The sequence below is a fragment of the Vibrio sp. UCD-FRSSP16_30 genome (assembly GCF_001676025.1).
Classification (GTDB): Bacteria; Pseudomonadota; Gammaproteobacteria; order Enterobacterales; family Vibrionaceae; genus Vibrio.
In genome coordinates this window covers 26,376-51,755 of record NZ_LZFW01000010.1, presented here as the reverse complement: position 1 = coordinate 51,755, position 25,380 = coordinate 26,376, and the positions used below count along the sequence as shown (strand labels likewise).

Genomic DNA, 25,380 nt, shown 5'->3' with positions numbered 1-25,380 from the left:
CGGAACTAAAACAGTTGGTTAGGTTCCGCTTCGCTTCACGCTATATTATAACCAACAATTTTAGTCCGCTTATCGCGACGTTATATTTTAAATCATATTTGGAGTTTTAATGGACAATCCTTGGATAAATTATAGTTTTGAAGACTCTGCTATCCATACTTTAGATGAAGTACTGATAAAGGAATTCAATCTCAAAGCTAAACCCAAAGTATCATATAATAAAGAACTCTTACCAGATCCATATATCGGAAATATAAACACAAAAATATTACTGTTAATGCTAAATCCTGGTGTAAGTGACAATGATTTTGTTGTTCATAAATCACCTGATTTTATTAAGTTACATAGAAAAAATATCGATCAAAAAGAGCTCGAATACCCCTTTTATTATCTTAATCCTGAACTAGATTGCCCCGGTTCTGATTATTGGCATAAGAAACTAGGAACATTGATCAAAGAGTTTGGTGTTAAAAAAATATCGCAAACGTTTTGTTGTTTACAATTAGTTCCGTATCACTCAATAGCGTTTAAGAACAATACTAAAATATTCCCTACACAGGAATTCACAAAAAACGTTCTTAAAAATCACATGAAGAATAATCTCCCAATCATAATCATGCGTAGCAAAACTATGTGGGAGAATCTAGTTCCCGAGTTAAAAACGTATAAAAACTTTTTTGTGTTAAATAGTTTTTTAAATCCTGTAATCACACCAAAAAATGTTGGTGAGGATAATTTTGATGTTATTAAAGCTCTAATTGCATCGGAGTAATATAATAAATAAAGATAAAGTGTCGCCCAGTCGACACTTTATCTGGGTATTGAACAATCCCAATCATGTAGTTGTCTTCCATTAGTAAATGGCTCTTTGGTGAGTCGCTTGAAATGAACCTCATCTACCTTCTACAAGTAGTATGTAGTGGGTCGAGGCTATCGAGCTGCACTGATCGGCATCAGCCATTAAAAAAAGGATCTAACAAAGTTAGATCCTTTTTAAATTATTAGCCTATATTGTGTGGCCTTATCGCACTGAAAGAAGATAAAGACCGTTAAGCCTTCATCTTCTTAATACACTTACTTGATATTGATGTTTCTATCTCGTTGGTCGTACATATCAGGAGTGGTGTGGACGCCGCCGGCGTAGCCTGCTTTTTCTAGCGTTTCACGTACTTCTTTTATGTCATCAGACGATACAACAATATCTCTTGCGCCTAAGTGGTAGCGAACAAAGGTGATGAGTTCAGCCAGTTTTTGGTCGGACAGTACATCTTCAAAGCTGACCATTGGCATGAAGTTTCTATCTTCTACCAAGTAGGTTGGCTCAAGGCCACGTACGGCAACTGCGATGGTATTGAATGGGTCACTATGCATGATAATGCCGTTGTTCAATAATGCAGGTGCAATTGGGTCGCGCCCTTTACCATCTGCGCCATGACATGCGCCACAGGTTTGTTGATAAACAGGGTAGATGTCAGACTTGTATGCGCTGTCATCAAAGCCTTTTGGTTTAAGCACAACCGACTCAGGGTTGATGAAGTTATCGGTATCACCTTTGATGAGGTAGTACGACATTGCTTCAACATCTTCACGAGTCATTAGGCTGAGACTGTTCTTCACTACATCGGCCATTCCAGCAAAAGCGGTGCCTTTATCTGAGTGTCCAGTGTGTAGGAAGTCCGTTAGTACCTCGGTATTCCATCCATCAATATGCAGCTCATCTGAGGTGATGTTCGGCGCGTTCCAACCATCGATAATATTACCTTGGAATATACGGTCACTGATAATGGCTTGGGCGATATTTCGTGGTGAGTGACACTCAGAACAGTGCCCTAAACCTGCGACGAAGTATTTGCCTTTCTGCCATTTTTCAACGTCTTCAACGCTTTCTTTTATTTCCGCAGGAACTTCATAAGACAGTGGGTCTGTATCCATAAATACAATATTCCAACTTAGTAGACCTAAGCGAATATTGGATGGGAACATCATGCTGTTGTCGTCGTTACGTCTGGCAACAGGGGTGATAGATTGCAGGTATTCCCACATATCTGTCATGTCCTGCTCTGTAACGTGCTGATACGAGGTATATGGCATCGCAGGATACAAGTATCCGTGACGACCTTTACCATCAACCAGTGCTGCTTTAAATTCTTCGTAGTTGTACTCACCAATACCTTCACTTGCATGAGGGGTAATGTTGGTGGAATACACCGTACCAAAAGGTGTGACAAACGGAAGGCCGCCAGCAAAAGGTTCGCCACCTTCAGCACTATGACAAGCCACACAGTCACCCGCATAAGCTAGGTATTCACCACGCTTAATAGATTCCGCATCAAGACTGGCTTGTTTAGCGTTGTTGTCTAAGCGAGCTTTGGTGATCATCGCACCTATGGCAAGCACTTCGTTATGCGTGAGTTGTTTTTCAAACCCTGGCATTACATTGTTTAGACCATAACTAATGGTGTGTTGGATCTCTTCAATACTGCCGCCATGCAACCAGATATCATCGGACAGAATAGGCACACCAATTTCAGGTTTACCTATTGAGCCATCGCCATGACACGCAGAACAGTACTGACCAAATAATTGCTTACCCAGTTCCACTTTTACCGGTGGTACATCAGTATGACGTTGGTTTAATGACGCTAAGAAGTACGAAAGCTTACTGATTTCGTCTTCGTTGAGCACTTCATAATATCCCGCCATCGCGCCGTTACGACCTTTTTCGATGGAGTGGAGGATAGCTTCATCGCTTCCGCCGTATAACCAGTCGTCATCGGTTAGGTTTGGAAAGTGTTTTTGCCCTTGCGCATTATCTCTATGACAGGCTGCACAGTGGGTTTGAAACAAAATTCGTCCAGATTCAGTAATGGCATCATTGCTTGCTAGGCTAAGTAATGACGTATCACTGATTGATGAAAATTGTTCATCTAAGGTTGTGTTAGGTGAGCTTAATTTGTCATCAGTTTGCTTCCAATCCACTAATCCTTCCCAATTCCCCAGTCCGGGATAAAGGACTAAGTAACCAGCAGAGAGAGAGAAAGCGATAAAATAACTGACAAATAAAATTTTAGGTGGCGGGGCATCGTTTTCATCGATGCCATCAAACTTACCTAAAGATTTATTTTGGTCTGCACTGTGATTCTTACGCCAATATTTGAAGATGATACCCATCATCAAAAAAAGGAAGGTGAGGGTGCAGATAACGGCCCATAAATTCCAGAAAGTACTCATCGAATAACCTCCTCTGCTGTATCAACACCTAAGCTTTGTAGATAGCGAATCAGTGCCTCTCCCTTAGTTTTACCTCTAACTTGTAGCCTTGCATCTGCAATTTCATCTTCGGTGTAAGGAACACCTAATGTTTGCAGTGCCAGCATTTTATCAGTGATGTCATTACCTGAGAGCTTGTACTCAAATAACCACGGATAAGAGGGCATGATAGAGGTTGGAATTACATCTCTAGGGTTAACCAAGTGCAATACGTGCCACTGATCTGAGTATTTTCTGCCTACGTTAGTGAGATCTGGGCCGGTACGTTTTGAACCCCAAAGATTTGGAAATTCATAAATGTCATCCGACTCTTTATTGGGGCGACCATTTCGTTTTATTTCTGGCTCTATAGGGCGCACCATTTGCGTGTGACACACATGACACCCTTCACTGATATAGACATCGCGCCCTGCAACTTCAAGGGCGGTTAGGGGTTTGGCTGAGCTGTTTAATGCAAGTTCTGGCCCTCTGACAATATTAGGCACGATAAGTACCAATATTGAAAAAGAGGCAACAACGATTGTCGCAATGATGAGAATAACGACGGACTGAGTGAAGTCTTTAGTCATTAGACAGCCTCCCTTTTTAGAACAAACGTAGGTGTGGTGACTGTTTTGTACAGGTTGTAGACCATCAGAAGTAGTCCAAGCACGAATAACGCACCGCCGAAGAAGCGTACAAATAGCCAAGGAGCCTTAAAGTTCATGGCATCAACAAAGCTATAGATAAGCTCGCCGTTGTCATTTTGTGCAAGCCACATGTAGCCTTCTCCAATCCCTGCAACCCAAAGTGCAATGGCATAAAGTGCCACACCTGCATGAGCTAACCAGAAGTGCCATTTGATTAAACGTGGTGACCAAAGCTTATCTTTGTTCCACAACTTAGGTATGAAGTAGTAGAAAACGGCAATACCAGACATTGCCACCCAACCCAGCGCAGCAGAGTGTACGTGGCCGATGATCCATTCGGTATTGTGCGCCATCATATTAAACCAGCGAATGGCCAGTAGTGGACCTTCAAAGGTGGCAAGACAGTAGTAAAGAATGGCAGAGAAGAAGAACTTCATGATGTAGTCATTCTTCAGTTTTTTCTTGTTTTGCAGCAAGGTCATTGCACTGTTAAATGCACCACCCCAAGAAGGTAGCCACAAGATCAGTGACATCACAATACCGATATTTTGCACCCAAATTGGCACAGAAGAATAGATAAGGTGGTGCGTACCAGCCCAAGTATAGAAACCAACTAATCCCCAAAAGTGAATCACAGAAAGGCGATAAGAATAAATTGGACGCTCTGATACTTTAGGGATGAAGTAGTAGTTCATCCCGATAACACCAGCGGTAAGAAGGAAACCAACCGCGTTATGTCCCCACCACCATTGAACGATGGCATCTTGAGCTCCAGCAAACACCGAATAAGATTTAGTTAAAGAAGCTGGTAGCGCTAGGTTATTCACTATAAAAATGAGGGCGACAACAATGATAAAGGCGGCGAAGAACCAGTTTGCCACGAAGATGTGGTTAATCTTTCTTTTTGCTAGAGTGCCAAAGAACAAAATTGCGTACAACACCCAAACCAGAGCAATCATCAGATCGATTGGCCACTCAAGCTCGGCATATTCCTTGCTGGTGGTGTAACCCATAGGTAATGTGAGCACCGCCAGTAGCAATATAATTTGCCAACCCCAAAAGACCATCCAAGCTAGGCTTTTGTTAAATAGACCACATTGCCCTGAACGCTGAGCAATATAAAGCGATGCCCCCATCAGTATGTTGACTACAAAGCCATAAATAACGCCAGAAGTATGAAGGGGACGTAATCGACCAAATTGGAAGTATTCAGAATCGAAATTTAAAACAGGCCAATAGAGCTGAGCGGCAAGCACAACCCCAATGAACATGCCAAGTACTGACCATGCAACGGACGCCACAACGAAGTATTTGACGACCTTGGTGCTGTACACCGTGGTTTCGTTTTCCATCAGTTAATCCTTTACTGCTGAGGTTCTAGACCAAGTTGTGAAAAGTAGTACGAAATGTCTTCGATGTCTTGATCAGAAAGCGCATCAGCTTGTTGCTGCATTAAGATAGCCAACCCACTGGTTCGCTCTCGCGCTTTATAATCTTTTAATGAGGAAACCAAATAACCGAGTTTTTGACCTCGGAGATTGGGATAGGGATCTAAAGTAGAAATGCCATCTTCGCCATGACAAGCCATACAAACTTTGGCTTTGGCTTTGCCTACTTCAAATTGGGTATCTTCTTGTGCGATGGCACCAACACTGAATCCCATTAATGCTAATAAAAGCAGCTTCATCGGTTAAGTCCTTTTCCGAATCTCCAGCGAACGATGCTGAAGGAAATACAATATGTAGCAAAAGTATAGTTAACAATTTCGACAAGACATTGCTTTGACTGAATTTTCTTGCTCGTAAATGATAACGAGTTTCACTCAATAATGGCGCACAGGCGAAACGCTAAATTCAAATAATGCCCCTCATAGATGTAAGTGATTATGCTAAGAGAGATAAGTGCTTGTTTAAGCTATATATATCAATCAAATCATGAGCTTGTGTTAGGTCTGTTGGTTGCTTAAAGGCGTCAATTAATGCGGCCACATCATCGTGTGAAAAAGTTTTTTGAACGCATAAAAATTGAACTATTCTCTCCTCATTAAGGGTAAGCCAGCGCGCTTTTCCTTGTGCTGTTTCGTTACTGACTTGGCGAAGACCATCAATGGATAAGTGCATTTTTAGTTTAGATGCTAGCTTGTTGACGGTAAGAGAAGACTCAATTCGATACAAGTATCCTCTCACTATTTTTTGCCTTGCCCAGTAGTCAATACCATCTAATGTCAGTGGCGTCGTGGACATAAATAATGCACTACTGCGTGTGGTATAGGGCGCAATGCTTACCGCTGAATGTTTAAACTCAGGTTGACCGGAAATACTGTCAGCAGTATTGGCAATTAAGGTGCAGGGTTTACTGTTATTAGCGGTAGTGCCATTCCAGTGTATTGGCATAAATAGCTGCTGAGCAGATACTTGCTCGGTGATGCTTGCGCGAACCAGTGCCTTGCCTTGCGCGTTAGAGACTTCGGCTAATTGACCATCGACGATATTAAATTTAGCTGCTGTTGCGGGATGAATTTGTACATACGGTTCTGTGCTGTGTTCCCCCAATTTTGCGGATAAGCCAGTGCGGGTCATGGTATGCCAGTGATCTCGGGTGCGACCACTATTGAGGATCAGCGGAGCATGTTCACTCGCCGTGGCGATAGGGGCTCGATGAGAAACCGCTATGAATCTTGCTTTAGCATTTGGGGTAAAGAACTGACCGTCACTGAAAAGCCTTTGATTGACATGAGTTTTTTGATGAGAGGTGACAGGCCATTGCTGTGGCATTAAGCGGCTATAACCTTGATCATCAAGTGTTGTTAGGCCAATAAGGTTCAAATCACGCTCACCGTTACGATTACCTATGGTGGTGAGATTGGCGTACTCATTAAAGATTTCACCTTCATGCTGATAATTGAACGCACTACTGTGCCCCATTTTTTGCGCCACTTGCGAGACTATCCACCAATCTGGTTTTGCCAGTCCGGGGCTTGGTAAAATGCGGCGCTGTCTGGAGATTCGTCTTTCTGAATTGGTCACTGTTCCTGATTTTTCACTCCAGCCTTGCGCAGGAAGCACAATATCGGCCATGCGGGTAGTTTCGGTATCTGCAATGCAATCCGACACCACTACAAGGGGACATTTTTCTAGCGCAGATTTGATTTTTTTAGAGTTAGGTAAACTTACCATTGGGTTAGTTGCCATGATCCAGATGGCTTTGATTTTCCCAGATTCAATCGCATCAAACATATCGATGGCTTTTAGCCCTGCTTTAGTTGCAAGATTGGAAGTTTGCCAAAAATCACTGACCCATTTTTGATGGTTAGGGTTGTCAAATTCCATGTGCGCAGTCAGTGTATTAGCAAGTGCGCCGACTTCGCGCCCGCCCATCGCATTAGGTTGTCCGGTAACAGAAAATGGTCCACTGCCAGCTTTGCCTATCTTGCCTGTGGCTAGGTGACAGTTGAGAATGGCATTCACTTTATCTGAACCGCTACTGGATTGGTTTACACCTTGAGAATAAATGGTGACGATGCGTTCTGTATTAGCAAAGGATTGATAAAACTGCTGTAGTTGTTCGTGAGAAAGCTCGGTTATTTGTTCAATATTCAATTCGTTATCAGCGGCTTGCAATGCTTCATCAAAACCCTGCGTATGAGTGGCAATGTACTCACTATCTAACTTATCATGCTGTATAAGGTGGGAAAGCAGTCCATTAAATAACGCCACATCAGAGCCAGATGCTAACGGAAGATGCGAGTCTGCAATGTCGCAGGTTTCGGTTTTGCGTGGATCGATGACAACAATTTTTAGTGCAGGATTAGATTGTTTTGCGGTGCGCAGTCGTTGAAATAATACGGGATGACACCACGCAAGGTTAGACCCGACGATGACGACCATTTCGGCTTGTTCTAAATCTTCGTAGCAGACGGGGACGGTATCACTACCAAATGCGCGCTTGTGCCCCACAACGGATGACGCCATACACAGCCTTGAATTACTGTCTATGTTTGCGGTGCCCATAAAACCTTTTATCAATTTATTCGCCACATAATAGTCTTCGGTAAGCAGTTGCCCCGAGACATAAAAGGCGACAGAGTCACTGCCAAATTCCTCGATGGTTTTAGCAAAACCGTTAGCAACTCTTTGTGTTGCTTCATCCCATCCAAGGGTTTTTGAACCCTGCTCAGTATTGAGTGTTGGTGAGAGCAAGCGCCCGTCATGAATCACAGTATCCCCAAGAGCAATGCCTTTTGTGCATAATTTGCCATAATTAGAGGGATGATCCTTATCTCCTCGAACTTCTAGCTCTCCAGAGATCTTAGGTCTAGCCTCTATTCCACAGCCAACACCGCAATACGCACATGTGGTTTTAATCCACCCTTCATCTTGCTGATTCATGAGAGTTCCTTTCTGAATTTGTTTCTACTGCCTGTTACCTTGCAAAAATCAAACCAAGTTAAATAAAATGCACGTTTTATAAATAACCACTTTAAATACAATCACATAAAATTACACCTACCCCTAAAGTGGTAGGTATTTATAGCTATATATAGTTATGTTTGATTGCTTATGCACCAAGTTGATCGTTATTGCACCGTTAAGGTTCAGTTTGTGTGCATTTTTGTTTTGTGATGGTTATTTGTACATATTTATATTTTAGAAAAACAAGATTTAAGCTTATGTTTTTTAAGTATTTTTAATATTAATCATTATTAAAATTCAATTGTTGGTATCTAAATTGCAAGAGTTGGCTCAGAGGAAGTTACATAAATGACAATTTTTAGAAAATGTCATGATGGCAAGCGCTAGGAGCAAGACTATGCAAGCACAAGGACATTATCTCGGACGAGTAACACTAGTTGGTGCAGGTCCTGGAGACCCAGATCTTTTGACTGTGAAAGCCAGCAGAGTGATCCAACAAGCGAGCTTTATCATGTATGACAACTTGGTTAGCTCTGAGATTCGCGCTCTTTTTCCTGATAATGCAGAAAAAGTGTTTGTTGGCAAAGCTAAAGGTGAACACAGCTCAACGCAGGATCAAATCAACGCATTGTTATTACAAGCGGCACTTGCGGGCAAAGATGTTTGTCGAGTAAAGGGAGGGGATTCCTTTGTGTTTGGTCGCGGTGGAGAAGAGATGTTGATGCTGGCACAAAACGGCATTGAAGTGGATGTCGTGCCGGGCATAACCGCCGCTTCTGGTTGCACTAGCTATGCCGATATTCCGCTCACTCACCGAGGTCTAGCGCAAGGTTGTACCTTTATCACCGCTCATGCAGATAAAAAGCTTGATATCAACTGGACAGCTCTGGCGCAACTAAAACAAACATTGGTGTTTTATATGGGCCTGAGCAAAACCGACATGCTCATAGAAAACCTTACTACTGGCGGCTTATCAGCCAATACACCTATTGCCTTTATTGAAAACGGATGTACCCCTCAGCAGAGAGTCATCATAGGTAAGCTTGATCAATTAACTTCTTTAAAAGAGCAGCATCAAATTAAATCACCGGCACTGATTGTAGTGGGAGAGGTGGTTTCTGTTGCTAAGCAAATGGACTGGCTAACTGCGCTATCACATCGTCAACCTCAGCATTTTGAATATAAGAAAGTCGAAAGTAAGCAACCGCTTCAGCTAACGGCTTAATAGACAAATTTAACAATTTCAAGGAATGAACATTATGACAAAGCAAAGAGTAATAGTGGTTGGCAACGGTATGGTTGGTCACAAATACATTGAAAACCTGCTACAACAGCAACGAGATGATATTGAGATCATTACCTTCTCTGAAGAGCCACATTTGGCCTATGACCGCGTTCATCTTACTTCCTATTTCACAGGCAGTAGTGCGAAGGATTTGTCACTCGTTGATGAAGGTTATTACACCGAAAATGGCGTTAAGTTTGTGGTCAGCGATAAGGTTATCAAGCTGGATACTGATGCTAAGCAAGTCATTACGGAAAGTGGTCGTGTAGAAGCCTACGATACGCTTATTCTCGCAACCGGTTCTTACCCTTTTGTTCCACCTATTTCCGGTAATGACGGCGCGCATTGTCATGTTTATCGTACTCTTGAAGATCTTGATGGCATTGAAGATTCAAGCAAACTTAGCCAAAACGGCGTGGTTGTTGGTGGTGGTCTTCTTGGCCTTGAAGCGGCAAATGCCATTAAAGAGCTTGGCCTTGAAACACATGTCGTAGAATTTGCTCCAAGACTGATGGCGGTTCAGCTTGACGCTGGTGGCGGTGCACTGCTGCGCAGAAAGATTGAGTCTCTTGGGGTATCGGTTCACACAGAAAAAGCCACGACCGAAATCATTGCAGGTGAGAATTCACGTTATCGCATGAACTTTGCCGATGGCTCTCATTTAGAAACCGACATGATTGTGTTTTCTGCCGGTATTAGACCGCAAGATGAATTAGCGAAAGGCACCAATATTGAGCTTGGTGAACGCGGCGGTATTGTGGTGAACGACTACTGTCAAACCAATTTACCTGATGTTTATGCTATTGGTGAGTGCGCCCTTTGGGACGGTAAAATCTTTGGCTTAGTTGCGCCCGGTTATCAAATGGCGAAAGTGGCAGCACAACATTTAACTCATCATTTAACGAACGGTGATGATGCTCCCGCAACGTCATTTACTGGCGCGGATATGAGCACAAAATTGAAGCTATTAGGTGTTGATGTAGCAAGTATCGGCGAAGTTCACGACCAAACGCCCGGTGCGCAATCTTATACGTTTAGCGATGAAATTGACCAAATTTATAAGCGTTTAATTGTCTCAGAAGATGGTTCAAAAATTATTGGTGCAGTACTAGTCGGCGACGCTGATGCTTATGGCACTTTGCTGCAAATGAAGCAAAATGATATGCCGCTTCCGTCCAATCCTTCTGTATTGATTTTACCTAATGTTGCCGGTGATGAGCCTGCTGGTATGGGGGTTGACGCTCTACCTGATAGCGCGGTCATTTGTTCATGTTTTGATGTGACTAAAGGCGATATTAAGCAAGCGGTGCAGGCAGGGTGCAACACCATGGCGGCGCTGAAAGAAACCACGAATGCCTCTACCGGTTGTGGCGGTTGTAGTGCTTTGGCAAAACAAGTATTAGACAGCGAACTGCTTAGCCTTGGCGTTGAAGTAAATAACGATCTTTGTGAGCACTTTGCTTATTCACGACAAGAGCTTTCAGACATTGTCCGCATCCAACAGATCAAAACCTTTGATGAATTGCTTGATCAATACGGTAGCGGTCTAGGCTGTGAAATCTGTAAGCCAACCGCAGGATCTATCCTCGCTTCATTTTGGAATGACTACATTCTGGAAAACGAGCACATGGAGCTTCAAGACACCAACGATATCTACTTAGGTAACATGCAAAAAGACGGAACTTACTCTGTGGTTCCTCGTATTGCGGGTGGCGAAATTACACCCGATAAATTGATTGTGCTTGGTGAAGTGGCTAAAGAATTTGATCTGTATACCAAGATCACTGGCGGACAGCGTGTTGATTTGTTTGGCGCACAGCTTAATGACTTGCCAACCATTTGGCAGAAATTAGTAGATGCTGGGTTTGAAACTGGACATGCCTACGGCAAATCAGTGCGTACCGTTAAGTCGTGTGTCGGCAGTACTTGGTGTCGATATGGTGTGGGCGATAGTGTTCGCTTAGCCATCGATATTGAAAACCGCTACAAAGGGCTTCGTTCTCCTCATAAGACCAAATTTGCAGTGTCTGGCTGTACTCGTGAGTGTGCCGAAGCGCAGTCAAAAGATGTCGGTATTATTGCCACCGATAACGGCTGGAACTTGTATGTGTGTGGTAACGGCGGTATGCGCCCTCGACACGCCGATCTTCTAGCAACGGATTTGGATGAGAAAACACTGATTCAATACATTGACCGCATGCTGATGTTTTATATTCGCACCGCTGATCGTTTGCAACGTACTTCAGTATGGTTAGAAAACCTAGAAGGTGGCATCGATTACCTTAAACAAGTGGTCATTGAAGACAAATTAGGCTTAGGCGCGGAGCTTGAGCAAGAAATGCAAAACAACATCGACAAATATCAGTGTGAGTGGAAAACCACCTTGCAGTCTCCAGAAAAACTGAAGCGTTTTAGTCACTTTATCAACAGTGAGCAACGCGATAACACCCTTCAATTTGTCTCTGATCGCGAGCAGCGTTTTCCTAAACCTGCTGTGGTTGAAGCCATTGCCCCCGAACAAGTAATAGATGTGGTGGAGATTAGCTAAACATCGCCAAAACCACACGTATATGCAGATAACTTTAGTCTAGGAGAAAATGATGAATAACTGGCAAACCGTTTGTGATGTAAAAGACATTGCCCCCAATGTTGGGGTGTGCGCCCTAATCAATGGACAGCAGATAGCCATATTTAACTATCAGCGTAGCGGGGCATTATTCGCGATTTCAAATTATGACCCGATAGGCAAAGCGCAAGTATTGTCCAGAGGCATTGTTGGCTGTTTAGATGGCGTGCCAGTAGTGGCTTCACCTCTTTATAAGCAACATTTTGATTTGAAAACAGGGCAGTGCATTGAAGAGGCGCAATACAGCGTAAAAACGCACCCAATTCGTTTACTTGATGGCGTTGTTCAAGTTCAGGTGAGTGAAGCCATCGCCGCATAACCGTTTTATCTGTTCGAGCAGTTTGCAGTCGCTGGAATGAAGGAAAAAATAGCAAAAGGATTTATAGTATGGATAACAGTAAATTTTCTTTATTTTCGTTTAGCGGCAAGATGAAAATCTTGCACCTAAGTTGGATGGCCTTTTTTATTACCTTTGTGGTTTGGTTTAACTTTGCACCACTATTGCAAATGGTAAAAGAGTCATTGGGTTTAAGTACTCAAGAAGTGAAAATGCTCTTGATACTGAACGTGGCATTAACCATCCCAGCCCGTGTGATTATTGGTATGTTTACCGATAAGTACGGCCCAAGAAAGGTATATTCCGCATTGCTTGCGGTGTGTTCAATACCGTGTTTTATGTTCGCGTTTGCTGACAACTTTGTACAAGCCGCCATTGCCCGTTTCTTGCTAGGTTTTATCGGTGCAGGTTTTGTTATCGGTATTCGTTTAGTGTCTGAATGGTTCCCTCATGATGAGCTAGGTACAGCTGAAGGCGTGTATGGCGGTTGGGGTAACTTTGGTTCGGCAGCTGCTGCGTTTACTTTGCCTACTCTTGCCATCATGTTCGGTGGTGAAGACGGATGGCGCTACGCTGTTGCGTTAACTGGCTTGATGAGCTTATTGTTTTCGGTGGTTTTTTACCGCTCAGTATCCGATACACCAAAAGGCTCAACTTACTTCAAACCTAAACATATGACGGCGATGGAAGTGACCTCTAAAGGCGATTTTTACTTCTTGCTGATTATGAAAATACCGATGTATGCAGTACTGGCTTTACTGACCTGGAAAATGTCATCAAGTGGCATCAACATGCTGTCTGATTTTGTTGTTAACTCAATTTATGCCGGTCTAGTTGCTCTGTACCTTATTGAAGTGACACAGGTTTGGAAGGTGAATAAAAATATCTTTAAAGAACCTGTTCCAGAAATGCATCAGTATAAATTTAAGCAAGTTGCTGTATTGAACGTGTTGTACTTTGCCACCTTTGGTTCTGAGCTTGCAGTGGTCTCTATGTTGCCACTGTTTTTTGCCGAAACCTTTGAATTGACACCTGTTTTGGCGGGTATGGTTGCTTCGGCTTATGCCTTCATGAACTTAATGTCTCGTCCTGGTGGCGGTTGGATTTCGGATAAATGTGGTCGTAAACCAACACTGCTTATTTTAACCGCGGGTCTTGCTGTCGGTTATTTCTTAATGGGACAAGTAGGTAGCCAGTGGCCAGTATGGCTTGCTGTAGTAACCGCAATGGTATGTTCTTTCTTTGTACAGGCAGGTGAGGGCGCAGTATTTGCGACAGTGCCACTGATTAAACGTCGCATGACAGGTCAGATTGCCGGAATGACAGGTGCATACGGAAACGTAGGCGCAGTAACATACCTGACCATACTTTCCTTTGTTGACTACCAAACGTTCTTTTACGTGATAGCAGGTACCGCAGTATTAGGTTTTGTTACCTTGATCTTTATGGAAGAACCAAGTGGTAAAATTGCTGAAGTGAACGATGATGGTAGTGTGACTTTGATTGATGTATCAAACTAAATAGTACAGTAACAATTTAACGCTCTAAATAAAGTTAGTCTTGCTTAGAAATTATCGCTTCGCAGGGCTAACTTTTTCAGTGATACAGGGAAGGTAGCACGAGTGAAAGAAAGGCTTGAATCACCATTAACATTGAGTTTTGGCGGCGCATCACTAATTGGAATGCGTGATGAAAACCAAGATGCATTTTTAGTTAAAGTGCCACAACCGCGTTATGAGTTAGAGCACAAAGGCATTGTGGCGTGTATCGCCGATGGCGTGAGTTGTAGCGATAACAGTCAAAAGGCCAGTCATACCGCGGTGATGCAGTTTATTGCGGATTATTACGCAACCCCTGATAGCTGGAGTATTCAGCATTGCGCCAGTAAAATTTTAACGTCGATGAATAACTGGTTATTTGAAGAAGGGCTCAAGCAAAGCTTAAAACACAACGGCTTAGTGACTACCTTTAGTGCGGTGATATTTAAGTCCAACACGGCGCACCTATTTCATGTGGGTGACACTCGTATTTATCGCGTTCGAGATAAAAAACTGAAACTTCTGACGCGCGATCACCAGCGAGTGAGTTTTGGGCAAACCCCTCACCTGACCAGAGCATTAGGCATGGATAGTCGGTTGGATGTCGATTATCAATCCTTTGAATTACAATCTGGCGATCGCTTCGTTCTCACCAGTGATGGCGTGCATGATTCGCTTGCAGAAGAACAGCTGCACACCTTATTCATTTCCGATAAAGATAAAGAGCTTTTAGCCGATAGCATCAGCCAAGCGGCCATTGTACTTGGCAGTACCGATAACGCCACCTGTTTGATTCTTGATGTTGATGGATTGCCCAGTCATTCTTTACTTGAGCATCAAGCTAAACTGTTATCCAGAGCCGTACCTCCCGCCTTAAAAGAAGGCAATCGTATCGATCATTTTTTGGTGACTAAGGTGCTGTACGCAGGCCCTAGAAGCCATGTCTATCAAGTGCTTGATGAAACTAACGGTGAATTTCGAGTGCTGAAAGCGCCTTCACTTAATTACAGTGAGGATACTGAGCATCTCAATTTATTAGCCAACGAATATTGGGTTGGAAGTCAGCTTAAAAGTGAGCGTGTGATGCAGGTGTATCCTGTTCCCGACACGACCAAGTTTGTCTATCAATTATGTGAGTATATTGAGGGCGTGACGCTTAGACAGTGGATGTTTGATAACTCTAAGCCCAATTTAAGTAAAGTGCGCAGCATTATTGAAGAGATCATTAAAGCGGTAAGAGTACTGCAACGCGCCGATATGGTGCATCGAGATTTAAAGCCAGAGAATATTATGATGACCGATGGCGGCGCGATAAAGCTGATTGATTTTGGCGCGGTAAAAGCTCTGGGGCTTGAAGAAATATCCGGTCACAGTCACGGCAGTGAACCGTTAGGCGCGGTTAATTACATCGCGCCCGAAAGCATCGATACTGGTGAAGCCACCATACAGTCAGACTTATTCTCGGTTGCCGTCATTGGTTATGAAATGTTGTGTGCAGAGTTGCCTTATAAGCCTATTTCTGCGCAAGTGGCGCAAACAGCAAGACATCATAAATGGCATTATCGTCCAATGATGCAGTTTCGTGAGGATATTCCAGCTTGGTTAGATTTGGTGTTTCGTAAAGCCACTCATGAGAACATGAATAGTCGTTATCAAGTGCTTGGGGATTTCTTGGTGGATTTATCAACGCCCAATTCAACCTTGGTTAAACAGGCCAAACAACGCCCACTATTAAAGCGCGATCCGGTGATGTTTTGGAAGTCAGTTGCGTTAATATCCACAAGCATTGCGATAGCACAATACTTGTGGGGACAAGGTTAGCTTTGCGTCACGTCTATGGCTGAGTTGCTTTAGTCGCAAACATGTTCAATGCTTTGCTAATTTTGCCTAATACTTCGTCACAGCCTGTGATGTTATGACGCTGTTTTAGGTAATTAGGATTGTTGTAAGTTAGCCAAACTAAACCGTGCTCATCTTGTGAAATAAGCGCTTTTTGAGGAAGGTCGATACCTGCACTTTGCTGACAAGCCATAAGTGGTGAACCTACTTTAGGATTACCAAATAACACTAACTCAGTTGGACGCAATTCGATACCTACCGCGTCAGCCGCTTCTGAATGTTTAATGCGAGCAAATGTGGTCATTCCTTTTTCAGTTAAAGCGGCAACCAGTCTGTCTGCTGTGGTCACAACATCGTGGTTACTTTTCACTGAAATTAGACCGTTGTCTGCTTGTGCTGAGCTACTTGCATGGGCTGTAAAGCTAACTAAAAGGGTAGCAAATAGACCAAGTAGAGATTTTTTCATGTTGCCTCCGGCAATCTTTATCATTATTGATTTAGGTTATGGACTTTTGAGTGAATGTTTTACTCAAAGCCTAGTTTTCGCCGTAATTATTAGAAAAAGGATAGTACAAGTAAAGATAGCTGGCTTAGATGTGAGAGAGCGGAACAAAGGTTGATTCAGAATTGAGCTTATTTTGAGTAGGTAATAAACAGTTTAGAAATAAAAATGCTATTTTAAAGGATAAATAAAGGGGCAAAGTCAATGACTGTGCCCCTAATGAGATATTAATTTGTTGCTTTAATAAAGCAGTGTTTATGCTTGTTGGTTAGCCAGTTCTTCTAATTGCCCAATGGTCGTTTGAGCAATTAATTTATCGTCAATATAATAACTGACATTTTCATCATCTTTAATTCCAGTGACTAGCGCTTTCTCACCATTATTATAGGTGACGTGCATTTGAATGGTGTTTTCATCAATAGATTCAAAAGTAGCCGATTCAACCTGACGCATTGAAATAGGTTCAATGGGAGCTTCGGTTAAAGAAGGATCTAGACTATCATTCATCTGATACATGGTTTTTGTTTTAGAATCAAAAATGTGTGGCTTACCGTTGATTGGGTTTTTGCCAGACCAGAACTCAATAGAGTTAAATACAAGGGTATCGGCAGCAACGCTAAGGCCGTATACAGGCGCAAGCAACATGTTGACGCCACCACGAGCGTATCGGTTGTCGACCACTTCTAGGTTAAACTTCATCACATATCCTGTCACTGCATTACTTCCGATACAGCCCGTTAGCATAGTGGCGATTGCTGCGATACTTAATGCTTTTAAACTCAATTTTTTCATTTAATAGACCTTATAAATAGATTGTTGTTAATTAATGTGAATAGTCATATCTGCGTGATTATTTTTAAGCCGGTCACGGTAAAGTCTTATTAAAAATATAGGTATAAAGTTGTAAGACAATAAATGACTATTTAAACTTGATTTAGATAATAACGGCGACATAAATACTGTCTTGTTATTTGTAAATGAATGTTCGTTTGCGATGGGAAGAATTATAGCTTCAGATTTTTAACTTACTTGCCATTTCACGCCAATCAAATTATTGACTAAGAGTTTTATTGTGTATCAAAACATTTCGCTGTTGGATCAATCGGTGTACAGTCGTGTGTATGGGTGAAAAAAATAACAATTTATCGTTCACCGTAGTATCCGTAAGAGGTAAAAATGAGTACACATAAGCAGGATTTTTTAGATTATTTGCAGGTTGAGTTTGATAAATACAGTGCAATTCCAACCACTGAAACGCAGTTAAAGTTTGAGAAAAAGCAGTATATAAATGGTTTGATGATGGCAGCTCGTATTTTTGGCGTTGAATTTGATGAACTAGAAGGGGTTTTGGCTCAACCACAAGCAAAAGCTGCTGAGCAAAGGCTGGATATTCCTGCTTATATTCGTCAGGACGTGCAGATTCAGCCGCTATAGATCTATAGACCGCGCTTTTTCATTGATGAGGGGTTTTATGCGAGTATTTACAGTAATAGCAGTGCTAGGAGCGGCGTTTGTGGCAAGCACGGTATTGGCCAGTACCGGCTTTTTAAAAAGTAATGACGTGCAAGGGTTTAACCAAACCTGCTATTACGATGTGTTGGGTGAATTACATAGCCTCAATATTAATTCGACAGATATTTGCCCACTGAGTCATGAATTTGATCTGCAGCCTAAACTTAAAAAGCCTGCCTCTGATGCTCAGAAAACAGGCTTTTTTAAGCATGATACAACGTCAGGCTTTAGTAAACTTTGCACTTACGATGTATTAGGTGAAAGCTATGTGATCACTATTGGAAGTACCGAGATTTGTCCATTAACTTATAAGTTTTAGGGGCTTACTTTACGGTTACTTTTTCTATCACAATGGCAGTGACGGGCATGTCATCAAGGCCTAAGTATGAGTGAGTTTTAACTTGTGCAATTGCGTTGACGGTATCCATCCCTGCGGTAACTTTCCCGAACACCGCATAGCCCCAACCTTGATTGGTGGTCGCGGTATAATCTAAGAAGTCATTATCGTCTAGGTTTATAAAAAACTGTGAAGATGCAGAGTGTGGCGCATCGGTGCGAGCCATTGCAATAGAGCCGATTGTGTTTTTTAATCCACGATTTGCTTCATTGACGATAGGGGCATGGGTTTCTTTCTCAAGTAAGTTTTCAGTGTATCCACCGCCTTGAATCATAAAACCTGCGATGACACGATGAAAAATCGTGCCTTCAAAAAAGCCTTCATTACAGTATTTAAGAAAGTTTTTTGAACTGACAGGAGCTTGCTCTAGGTCAAGTTCAATGGTGATATCGCCGAGGTTAGTTGATAATACAATCATGGAATGTCATTTTATTAAATGGGGTATACGCAGTAGTATACCTTGAATAGCGTTTGTAATGCGCGCAAGCTTTAGGTTGTGACCATCCTATAATCTAGGCTTTAGTACCGGCTTTGTGAGTTAAAAGCACAATGAGATATCAAAATGAGCTTTAGCGATCTGCAACAGAAGTTGTCTTCATTTACCTCACTTGAGCAGGTGTTTGAGTATTTTGAGGTGGATTTTGATCGTCGATTTGTTAATGAGTATCGCCTGCCACTATTAAAACGATTTAATGGCTACCTACTGCTGGCTAAACCTGATGATTGGTTTGCCGCGCGCAGAGTGCTGAGGAATGCTTATTGTAAAATTCAGAGGGGAAGGTTAGATCCTGCCACTCGCTCGGCCTGTCGCGGTTGTACTTCTTGCTTGCGCCGATAAACCACTTAATAAATTGACCCATCAAATCTATAACATTTCTTTGACAATCAAGCGTCGGATTGATTAACTGGTACGACAAGTTAATCTTTGGTGTTACTGATGCTCTCACAATTACAAAAAGCTAATCTCTATCTCAGTTACTTCGCTTTCACTAAAGTGCCGCTGTTATGGCTAAGCCGACCTAAAATAGTGTTGGTTGATGAAGAGGTGGTAGAGATTAAAATCCCTCTTAAACGTCGTACTAAAAATCACTTAAATAGCATGTACATTGGCGCAATGGTAATGGGCGCGGATGTTGCTGGTGGCTTTATGGCGGCAATGAAAGCTCGCGACCAAGGGCGAAAAATATCACTAGCATTCAAAGGTTTAAAATCAGAATTTCTAATGCGTCCGGAAGCGGATGTGCATTTTGTTTGTCGAGATGGGTATTTAATTGATGAAATGCTAAAAGAAACCATGGCGACAGGTGAGCGTGTAAACCGAGATGTGCGTATTACCGCTTTGTGCCCAACATTACATGGGGACAAACCCATGGCAACCTTTGATCTGACCCTCTCTCTTAAAGCAAAATAATAACGGTTATGTTCTATTTTTTAGTCAATTGTTATCCTACAAGTCTTTGTTAATAACTCTATTACGAAATGTTACTAGAAGGTCGTAGATCCCTAGGCTCAAGTAAGATATTGTTTCGTCTATATTTTATTCAATAGGGAAGTTGTATATGGAAGGCTTTGTGGATGCAGTGAATGGGATTATCTGGAGTCCTGTTCTTATCTATCTTTGTTTAGGTGCTGGATTATTCTATTCTGTCCTGACTCGATTTGTGCAGATTCGTCATTTCTTTGAAATGTGGCGACTATTGCTATCGGGCAAAAGCTCCGAGAAAGGGATCTCTTCATTTCAAGCTTTAGCGGTTTCTCTATCAGGGCGTGTCGGTACGGGTAATATTGCCGGAGTGGCTGCCGCTATCGGTTTTGGTGGCCCTGGAGCGGTATTTTGGATGTGGGTTGTGGCCTTTTTTGGCGCCGCGACCGCTTATGCAGAATCGACCTTAGCGCAAATATACAAAGAAGAAGATGAAGGTCAGTTTCGCGGTGGCCCCGCTTACTATATAGAAAAGGCAATGGGGCAGAAGTGGTATGCATGGATCTTCGCCATAGCCACCATATTTGCTTGTGGCGTATTGTTGCCAGGCGTTCAGTCAAATAGCATCGGCAATGCGGTTGAAGCTGCGTTTGGCTCAGGTCCTATGATTGATACTGCTATGGGCACATTTAGCTTTGCTAAGATAGTGACAGGCACTTTTGTTTCTATCATTCTTGGCTTCATCATCTTTGGTGGAGTGAAGCGTATTGCTAACTTTACCCAAATTGTGGTGCCGTTTATGGCATTAGCCTACATATTAACTGCTTTTGTTATTCTGCTTCTTCACATCACTGAAGTACCACGCATCTTTGCCATGATCATTGGCGATGCCTTCACTCCAATGGCGGGTTTTGGCGCGGCGATTGGTTGGGGTGTTAAACGTGGCGTGTATTCTAATGAAGCAGGTCAAGGTACTGGTCCACATGCCGCCGCCGCGGCCAATGTAGACCACCCTGCGCAGCAAGGTTTGGTTCAGTCGTTCTCTATCTATATTGATACTTTGCTGGTTTGTACGGCAACTGCATTTATGATCCTAATTACCGGAATGTACAACGTACATGGCGCAGAAGAAGGCATATACATAGTACAAAACTTATCTGAGAATATTGGTGCTAATGGCCCAGTATTTACGCAATTGGCCATTGATAGTGCGCTACCGGGTATAGGTAAGCCGTTCATTGCGATTGCTTTATTCTTCTTCGCCTTTACGACCATATTGGCCTATTACTACATTGCTGAGACCAATATCGCCTACATCAGACGTACGTTTAAGATCAGTGGAATGAAGTTTTTACTTAAATTAGTCATCATTTCGTCTGTTTTCTACGGAACCATAAAAGCGGCGAATTTAGCTTGGGCTATGGGTGATATTGGAGTAGGAGTGATGGCTTGGCTGAATATTATTGGCATTTTGATTATCTTCTTTATGTCTAAACCAGCCCTAAAAGCATTAAGAGACTATGAACAGCAGCAAAAGCAAGGGGTTAAGAAATACACCTTTGACCCTGTTAAGCTTGGCATTAAAGGCGCAACTTACTGGGAGCAACTTTTAGAAAAGTCTTCCAAGAAATAATCACTTAGTATGCTTAAATATAGGTCGAGGACATGTTCCTCGACTTTTTTAATTTTGATAGCAAGTTGTCATAGAAAACCCGTTATCTATTTTGGCAACTATTATCTAAATCTGAAAATACAAATGAAACAACGCTCATATAAACTACAATTTAAATCTAGTTTATAGAATTTAGCTATGTTTGATTAAGTAATTTTATAATGAAATTAAATTACATCATTACAATAAAAGCGTGATTTGCGTCACGTAATTCCACATATTTTTGGTAATTAATGACCAAAAGTGTGAGTGTGCCCATAGTAAGAATGGAATTGTATTATTATAACTCTATTAAATATCGGTTTATTGTTTCTGGAGTTATATTTTGTCTTGGTCCATTGTCTTTGATTTATTGAGTGTGCTATTGCTAGTAGTGTTAGCTGTGGCCGCTACAAAATCGATGCAATCACTAAGAGTCTCCATTTCTGCCGACCAACGAAATCATGTCTCGGAAAAATTGGTTCGTAAAAAATTCGCAAGATTAAGCTTAAACAGAGCGATCTTAGTGCTAACCATTGCCACCATCGTGATTAAAGTCGCGCTACTTCTTGGACAAGTGCTCGATCTTGACTCCATCGACAAGCATGGTTTGCTTGATGAAGATGTTGTTCAATATATTGTTGTTGAGTAGACAAGTTTAGTCGAGCGAGCACGCGGTAATGCGCATTATGTGTGTTGCTGCCATAACCACAATTTAATTCAAAATAATTTCTGTGTATTCGTACTTGAGTCATGCTAATTAGGTAGATAAAATCAACTTAATCGTACTGTTTATGTTGTAATACTACTCTAGGTGAATTCATGGATAAGAATGCAGTTTCTGAAACCATTTTTAATATTGTTCAATCTTATCGTCAGGCCATTCGCGCCGAACTACAAGCCAATGATTTAGGATTAAATGGAATGCATGTCCGTTGTTTATCCTTTATTCGTCATCGTAATCAATGTACCGCTAACGACATCGTACAACAATTTTCTCGTGATAAAGCTCAAGTAGCGCGAATCGTAAAAGATATGATCAGCAAAGGTTGGATTATCAAGACCCCCAATCCCAATGACAAGCGTAGCCAACAGCTGTTTTTGACAGAACAAGGCGTTAGCCTGAGTGATAAGATTGAGTTGGCGCAGTATTCAATTCAAAATAAAATGCTAGAAAATATCAGTGAAGAAGAGCTGAAGACCTTTGTTGCAGTTGCAGATAAATTATCAGACAACTTACAGTAAGTTCTAGTCGAATAGTGTATTGATATGATTACTATTTATTTGATATTAATGGATAAATAGTAGTAAGCAGTGAATGTAATATTAGCGTTATTATTTGAAATTGGTATAAAGCCCGCTTTAAGTTGCGGGCTTTATGTTGATTAGATAATAACACTCACTTTATTGGCTATTTGAGTGTATTCCCAAAACGGTTACTTCCATTTGTACCTTTGAAACATCCAAGATAAATCATCAATGGGAACGTTCCAAGATAAGGGATGAGATTAATAAGCACCCACCAACCTGCTTTATCTAAGTCATGCAGACGCTTAACTTGGATAGCGAGTGACCACCAAAGCATCAGAACACTGATAACAAACACGACAAAAGTCGCAATGTTTGATACGTCACCTTCTCCGTGATTACTAAAGTTACCGTGTAAGCTAAAGCGCATTATTAAAATGATAACAATATTTGCTAACACCATGCTCCAGTACGTGCGACGACTTGCTCGTCCTTGAAAAGAAAAAATATTCATAATCTAAATCTTCTAAGTGTAGAAACTAAACAGTTCAATTTTATAGCATAGAAGAAGATGACGAAATTGCTTTCAATATAAGTTTGTATGGTTTGGCTATGGTTGCAGTAGCCTTTAGTTTATTCAAAGGCTACTAACTATATGAATTGATAATCTATTCAAGAGTACCGCTGTCATTTTTCATCCACATAAGGCCAGTCGCATTATCGGTAATGGTGTTATCGGAGTTATCGATAAAGTTTGATGATTGATAGTTGCTGTTACCTCTTACATATCGAACATGGAGTAGGTTATCAGTGCCTGTTGATTTTTTGTATTTTGGATAGCCTTTAATTCGACCATCTACAAAATTCAATCCAAAGACCGTTTCATCTCCATTCATGGTCGTGCTGACGTATTCTGTCGCAGACCAAGTTTGTGCATCAATGGCGCGATAGCCATCATCTGTGTTTCCATATGGTTGCTCAAAAAAGTCAGTATCAATGAATTTTTTAGTGGTGCATTCGTCAGTTGTGCCAGTACAGCTCGTCGCATCTTCGCCGGAGAATATGATAAGAGAATACAGCTCTTTGATAGTGGGCAATCGCCAGTCATCATAACCGCCAATATTGATGGTTGAGGCGTTATTGATTGCATCAGAGTAACTGACTTTATCCGCGACACTTTGTTGCCACATCAGTCCAGTATTTTTATCCTCGATAACTTCACCATTGCCAATGACAGCATAGGAAGGTTGATTACCCATATAGTCAGAATCTTCGCCAAAAGTTGTGGTGGTATTGTTGTTTTGATTGGTATCTACGATGGTATAAGAGGGGCTTACAATAGTGTTGTCATCGCGCACGCAGCGTACATAGTTATCAATTCGGATTGCGTCACCTTGAGGACCATGCCCTTCAGGGTAGTCTGATGCATCACCAGATTTTGGATCGCTTCTTTGTGAGCCTGCGCCATGTACATCTTTCCATTCTTCACTCATGTAGCCTAAAGCAAGACCAAATGCGATGTAGGCAGCACTGTTGGTTTTACCGCTACCAGAGATATGCGTCGTGCTACTCCAATAATAGGGATAGTCTACTTCGCCACCTTCATTAATGATTTGAGATGAAATGAAGGTCGAGTCAATAGCTGCGGTTCCGCTAGAGTTGGGAGATAAAGAATAATCCACAATAGAGTGCAATTCTTTGATATTAGGCAGTCGCCAATCATCATATTCTGCATAGTTGAGGGATTCACAAAATTGGATGGCAGACTCCCAATCTAAAGCGCCACTGGTGGAAATATTGCTATCGTCACCTTCAACCGATCCTGAGTTTCCACCGCTTTCGCTATTACAGCCTGCAACAAGCACTAAGGTTAAAGCGGCAATATAACATTTATAGTTATTCATTCTGTTTCCTAGTCATACTCCTGAACTTGCATAATAATTAACTAAGTCCTATATAGGCAACCTAATAACCTTTAATTTACAATGATTTACTTACTGTGATTGGCATTACTGTGAATGGTGTAAGATATGGAATATGGCGTTATTTCTATGAACAAGAACAGATAAGGTTGCGGTCACCGTATACGTTGTCGTACACGGTTTACTGTTGGCCAGTATATTTCCAGTTACGCTGTGAACGGGCGAGAAAGCGGCCAATTTGCATGAATATGGATGACCCCATTGGCTACTTTTAAGGTCAATTTGTGAAATAAATACATGGCTGTCCTGTATCTTCTCTATCTCGGTTCAAGAATTATGTTATCATTTGTCATATAAAATTATTAATAGGCAGAGGTAATTCAACAGCTGTGAGGCTTAATGCCTAACAATGTTGAATATTTTGTCACACTGAAAATAAAGAAGGCGAAAACATGTTTGTATACAATAAAGACGTTGTTATTGAAGAGCTAGGTGGTGGTCTTTCACGTAAGGTTCTAGCATACAGCGAGAACATGATGACTTGTGAAGTGTATTTTGAGACTGGTACAGTAGCTGCAATGCACAAACACCCACATGAGCAACTAACTTACGTTGTTTCAGGTAAGTTTGAGTTCACTGTTGGTGAAGATACTCAAATCGTTGTTGCTGGCGACACTATCTACAAAGAACCAAACATCATGCACGGTGCTAAGTGTCTTGAGAAAGGTGTTCTTATCGATAACTTCACGCCAATGCGTAAAGACTTCGTATAAAAAACAAAAAGAACCC

The 25,380-nt window shown here is 41.8% G+C and carries 24 protein-coding genes; 14 read left to right on the top strand and 10 right to left on the bottom strand.

Features of this window, described 5'->3' with window-relative positions; translation table 11 throughout:
- Window positions 1-109 precede the first annotated feature (109 nt).
- Window positions 110-772 carry a hypothetical protein gene (locus A9260_RS06575; RefSeq protein WP_068697364.1) on the top strand — a complete coding sequence of 221 codons (663 nt, stop codon included), beginning with the start codon at window positions 110-112 and terminating at the stop codon, window positions 770-772.
- A 302-nt stretch (window positions 773-1,074) separates the two neighbouring features.
- Here the strand turns inward: A9260_RS06575 and A9260_RS06570 are convergent, their stop codons facing one another.
- The 5 genes from A9260_RS06570 to A9260_RS06550 all read right to left on the bottom strand — a co-directional run bounded on the left by A9260_RS06570 (window position 1,075) and on the right by A9260_RS06550 (window position 8,287).
- Entirely contained in the window at window positions 1,075-3,231 is a 2,157-nt protein-coding gene (locus A9260_RS06570; protein WP_068697363.1) for a c-type cytochrome, read from the bottom strand.
- Window positions 3,228-3,839, bottom strand: a complete 612-nt coding sequence (locus A9260_RS06565) for a cbb3-type cytochrome c oxidase subunit II (protein ID WP_068697360.1) — start codon at window positions 3,837-3,839, stop codon at window positions 3,228-3,230. The genes A9260_RS06570 and A9260_RS06565 overlap by 4 nt, the downstream gene beginning before the upstream one ends.
- A complete protein-coding gene (gene ccoN, locus A9260_RS06560; protein ID WP_068697358.1) occupies window positions 3,839-5,251 on the bottom strand; it encodes a cytochrome-c oxidase, cbb3-type subunit I in 1,413 nt (470 codons plus the stop codon). The genes A9260_RS06565 and ccoN overlap by 1 nt, the downstream gene beginning before the upstream one ends.
- A gap of 11 nt (window positions 5,252-5,262) precedes the next feature.
- Complete coding sequence (locus A9260_RS06555) at window positions 5,263-5,586, bottom strand: c-type cytochrome (protein WP_068697356.1); 324 nt, start codon at window positions 5,584-5,586, stop codon at window positions 5,263-5,265.
- Window positions 5,587-5,782: 196 nt separating this feature from the next.
- A complete protein-coding gene (locus A9260_RS06550) occupies window positions 5,783-8,287 on the bottom strand; it encodes a molybdopterin oxidoreductase family protein (protein ID WP_068697354.1) in 2,505 nt (834 codons plus the stop codon).
- Between the two features lie 421 nt (window positions 8,288-8,708).
- Here A9260_RS06550 and cobA point away from each other — a divergent pair, with 421 nt between their 5' ends.
- From cobA to A9260_RS06525, 5 genes are all read left to right on the top strand, one after another.
- Window positions 8,709-9,536 carry a uroporphyrinogen-III C-methyltransferase gene (gene cobA / locus A9260_RS06545; RefSeq protein WP_068697352.1) on the top strand — a complete coding sequence of 276 codons (828 nt, stop codon included), beginning with the start codon at window positions 8,709-8,711 and terminating at the stop codon, window positions 9,534-9,536.
- A gap of 34 nt (window positions 9,537-9,570) precedes the next feature.
- A complete protein-coding gene (gene nirB, locus A9260_RS06540) occupies window positions 9,571-12,144 on the top strand; it encodes a nitrite reductase large subunit NirB (RefSeq protein WP_068697350.1) in 2,574 nt (857 codons plus the stop codon).
- A 52-nt stretch (window positions 12,145-12,196) separates the two neighbouring features.
- Entirely contained in the window at window positions 12,197-12,541 is a 345-nt protein-coding gene (gene nirD, locus A9260_RS06535; protein WP_068697348.1) for a nitrite reductase small subunit NirD, read from the top strand.
- A 68-nt stretch (window positions 12,542-12,609) separates the two neighbouring features.
- A complete protein-coding gene (locus A9260_RS06530; RefSeq protein ID WP_068697346.1) occupies window positions 12,610-14,079 on the top strand; it encodes a NarK family nitrate/nitrite MFS transporter in 1,470 nt (489 codons plus the stop codon).
- Window positions 14,080-14,181: 102 nt separating this feature from the next.
- Window positions 14,182-15,918, top strand: coding sequence for a bifunctional protein-serine/threonine kinase/phosphatase (locus tag A9260_RS06525; RefSeq protein ID WP_068697345.1), 1,737 nt, complete (start codon window positions 14,182-14,184; stop codon window positions 15,916-15,918).
- Window positions 15,919-15,931: 13 nt separating this feature from the next.
- Here A9260_RS06525 and A9260_RS06520 read toward each other — a convergent pair whose 3' ends face one another.
- Together A9260_RS06520 and A9260_RS06515 are read right to left on the bottom strand one after the other, a co-directional pair.
- On the bottom strand, window positions 15,932-16,402 hold the full coding sequence (locus tag A9260_RS06520; RefSeq protein ID WP_068697343.1) for a DUF302 domain-containing protein: 471 nt from the start codon (window positions 16,400-16,402) through the stop codon (window positions 15,932-15,934).
- Between the two features lie 291 nt (window positions 16,403-16,693).
- On the bottom strand, window positions 16,694-17,230 hold the full coding sequence (locus A9260_RS06515) for a DUF3332 domain-containing protein (RefSeq protein ID WP_068697341.1): 537 nt from the start codon (window positions 17,228-17,230) through the stop codon (window positions 16,694-16,696).
- A 384-nt stretch (window positions 17,231-17,614) separates the two neighbouring features.
- Here A9260_RS06515 and A9260_RS06510 point away from each other — a divergent pair, with 384 nt between their 5' ends.
- Window positions 17,615-17,872, top strand: a complete 258-nt coding sequence (locus A9260_RS06510) for a hypothetical protein (RefSeq protein ID WP_068697339.1) — start codon at window positions 17,615-17,617, stop codon at window positions 17,870-17,872.
- Between the two features lie 37 nt (window positions 17,873-17,909).
- On the top strand, window positions 17,910-18,269 hold the full coding sequence (locus A9260_RS06505) for a hypothetical protein (protein WP_068697337.1): 360 nt from the start codon (window positions 17,910-17,912) through the stop codon (window positions 18,267-18,269).
- Window positions 18,270-18,273: 4 nt separating this feature from the next.
- Here the strand turns inward: A9260_RS06505 and A9260_RS06500 are convergent, their stop codons facing one another.
- On the bottom strand, window positions 18,274-18,765 hold the full coding sequence (locus tag A9260_RS06500; RefSeq protein ID WP_068697334.1) for a peptidylprolyl isomerase: 492 nt from the start codon (window positions 18,763-18,765) through the stop codon (window positions 18,274-18,276).
- Between the two features lie 144 nt (window positions 18,766-18,909).
- Here A9260_RS06500 and A9260_RS06495 point away from each other — a divergent pair, with 144 nt between their 5' ends.
- The 5 genes from A9260_RS06495 to A9260_RS06475 all read left to right on the top strand — a co-directional run bounded on the left by A9260_RS06495 (window position 18,910) and on the right by A9260_RS06475 (window position 22,666).
- Entirely contained in the window at window positions 18,910-19,185 is a 276-nt protein-coding gene (locus tag A9260_RS06495) for a nitrogenase-stabilizing/protective protein NifW (RefSeq protein WP_068697333.1), read from the top strand.
- Between the two features lie 99 nt (window positions 19,186-19,284).
- Window positions 19,285-19,758, top strand: a complete 474-nt coding sequence (locus A9260_RS06490; protein ID WP_068697331.1) for a DUF4442 domain-containing protein — start codon at window positions 19,285-19,287, stop codon at window positions 19,756-19,758.
- A 148-nt stretch (window positions 19,759-19,906) separates the two neighbouring features.
- Complete coding sequence (locus A9260_RS06485) at window positions 19,907-21,403, top strand: alanine/glycine:cation symporter family protein (protein WP_068697329.1); 1,497 nt, start codon at window positions 19,907-19,909, stop codon at window positions 21,401-21,403.
- 364 nt (window positions 21,404-21,767) lie between these two features.
- Complete coding sequence (locus A9260_RS06480; RefSeq protein WP_068697327.1) at window positions 21,768-22,073, top strand: hypothetical protein; 306 nt, start codon at window positions 21,768-21,770, stop codon at window positions 22,071-22,073.
- 170 nt (window positions 22,074-22,243) lie between these two features.
- Window positions 22,244-22,666, top strand: a complete 423-nt coding sequence (locus A9260_RS06475; RefSeq protein ID WP_068697325.1) for a MarR family winged helix-turn-helix transcriptional regulator — start codon at window positions 22,244-22,246, stop codon at window positions 22,664-22,666.
- 166 nt (window positions 22,667-22,832) lie between these two features.
- Here A9260_RS06475 and A9260_RS06470 read toward each other — a convergent pair whose 3' ends face one another.
- Window positions 22,833-23,183 carry a DUF805 domain-containing protein gene (locus tag A9260_RS06470; RefSeq protein WP_068697323.1) on the bottom strand — a complete coding sequence of 117 codons (351 nt, stop codon included), beginning with the start codon at window positions 23,181-23,183 and terminating at the stop codon, window positions 22,833-22,835.
- A 154-nt stretch (window positions 23,184-23,337) separates the two neighbouring features.
- Entirely contained in the window at window positions 23,338-24,573 is a 1,236-nt protein-coding gene (locus A9260_RS06465) for an Lcl C-terminal domain-containing protein (protein WP_068697321.1), read from the bottom strand.
- A gap of 470 nt (window positions 24,574-25,043) precedes the next feature.
- On the opposite strand from A9260_RS06465, the gene A9260_RS06460 reads away from it, so the two are divergent.
- A complete protein-coding gene (locus tag A9260_RS06460; RefSeq protein WP_068697319.1) occupies window positions 25,044-25,364 on the top strand; it encodes a cupin domain-containing protein in 321 nt (106 codons plus the stop codon).
- Window positions 25,365-25,380: the final 16 nt, after the last annotated feature.

Coding starts and splice junctions, on each gene's coding strand:
- A9260_RS06575 (WP_068697364.1), top strand. CDS start 110: ATGGACAATCCTTGGATAAATTATAGTTTTGAAGACTCTGCTATCCAT.
- A9260_RS06570 (WP_068697363.1), bottom strand. CDS start 3,231: ATGAGTACTTTCTGGAATTTATGGGCCGTTATCTGCACCCTCACCTTC.
- A9260_RS06565 (WP_068697360.1), bottom strand. CDS start 3,839: ATGACTAAAGACTTCACTCAGTCCGTCGTTATTCTCATCATTGCGACA.
- ccoN (WP_068697358.1), bottom strand. CDS start 5,251: ATGGAAAACGAAACCACGGTGTACAGCACCAAGGTCGTCAAATACTTC.
- A9260_RS06555 (WP_068697356.1), bottom strand. CDS start 5,586: ATGAAGCTGCTTTTATTAGCATTAATGGGATTCAGTGTTGGTGCCATC.
- A9260_RS06550 (WP_068697354.1), bottom strand. CDS start 8,287: ATGAATCAGCAAGATGAAGGGTGGATTAAAACCACATGTGCGTATTGC.
- cobA (WP_068697352.1), top strand. CDS start 8,709: ATGCAAGCACAAGGACATTATCTCGGACGAGTAACACTAGTTGGTGCA.
- nirB (WP_068697350.1), top strand. CDS start 9,571: ATGACAAAGCAAAGAGTAATAGTGGTTGGCAACGGTATGGTTGGTCAC.
- nirD (WP_068697348.1), top strand. CDS start 12,197: ATGAATAACTGGCAAACCGTTTGTGATGTAAAAGACATTGCCCCCAAT.
- A9260_RS06530 (WP_068697346.1), top strand. CDS start 12,610: ATGGATAACAGTAAATTTTCTTTATTTTCGTTTAGCGGCAAGATGAAA.
- A9260_RS06520 (WP_068697343.1), bottom strand. CDS start 16,402: ATGAAAAAATCTCTACTTGGTCTATTTGCTACCCTTTTAGTTAGCTTT.
- A9260_RS06515 (WP_068697341.1), bottom strand. CDS start 17,230: ATGAAAAAATTGAGTTTAAAAGCATTAAGTATCGCAGCAATCGCCACT.
- A9260_RS06510 (WP_068697339.1), top strand. CDS start 17,615: ATGAGTACACATAAGCAGGATTTTTTAGATTATTTGCAGGTTGAGTTT.
- A9260_RS06505 (WP_068697337.1), top strand. CDS start 17,910: ATGCGAGTATTTACAGTAATAGCAGTGCTAGGAGCGGCGTTTGTGGCA.
- A9260_RS06500 (WP_068697334.1), bottom strand. CDS start 18,765: ATGATTGTATTATCAACTAACCTCGGCGATATCACCATTGAACTTGAC.
- A9260_RS06495 (WP_068697333.1), top strand. CDS start 18,910: ATGAGCTTTAGCGATCTGCAACAGAAGTTGTCTTCATTTACCTCACTT.
- A9260_RS06490 (WP_068697331.1), top strand. CDS start 19,285: ATGCTCTCACAATTACAAAAAGCTAATCTCTATCTCAGTTACTTCGCT.
- A9260_RS06485 (WP_068697329.1), top strand. CDS start 19,907: ATGGAAGGCTTTGTGGATGCAGTGAATGGGATTATCTGGAGTCCTGTT.
- A9260_RS06475 (WP_068697325.1), top strand. CDS start 22,244: ATGGATAAGAATGCAGTTTCTGAAACCATTTTTAATATTGTTCAATCT.
- A9260_RS06470 (WP_068697323.1), bottom strand. CDS start 23,183: ATGAATATTTTTTCTTTTCAAGGACGAGCAAGTCGTCGCACGTACTGG.
- A9260_RS06465 (WP_068697321.1), bottom strand. CDS start 24,573: ATGAATAACTATAAATGTTATATTGCCGCTTTAACCTTAGTGCTTGTT.
- A9260_RS06460 (WP_068697319.1), top strand. CDS start 25,044: ATGTTTGTATACAATAAAGACGTTGTTATTGAAGAGCTAGGTGGTGGT.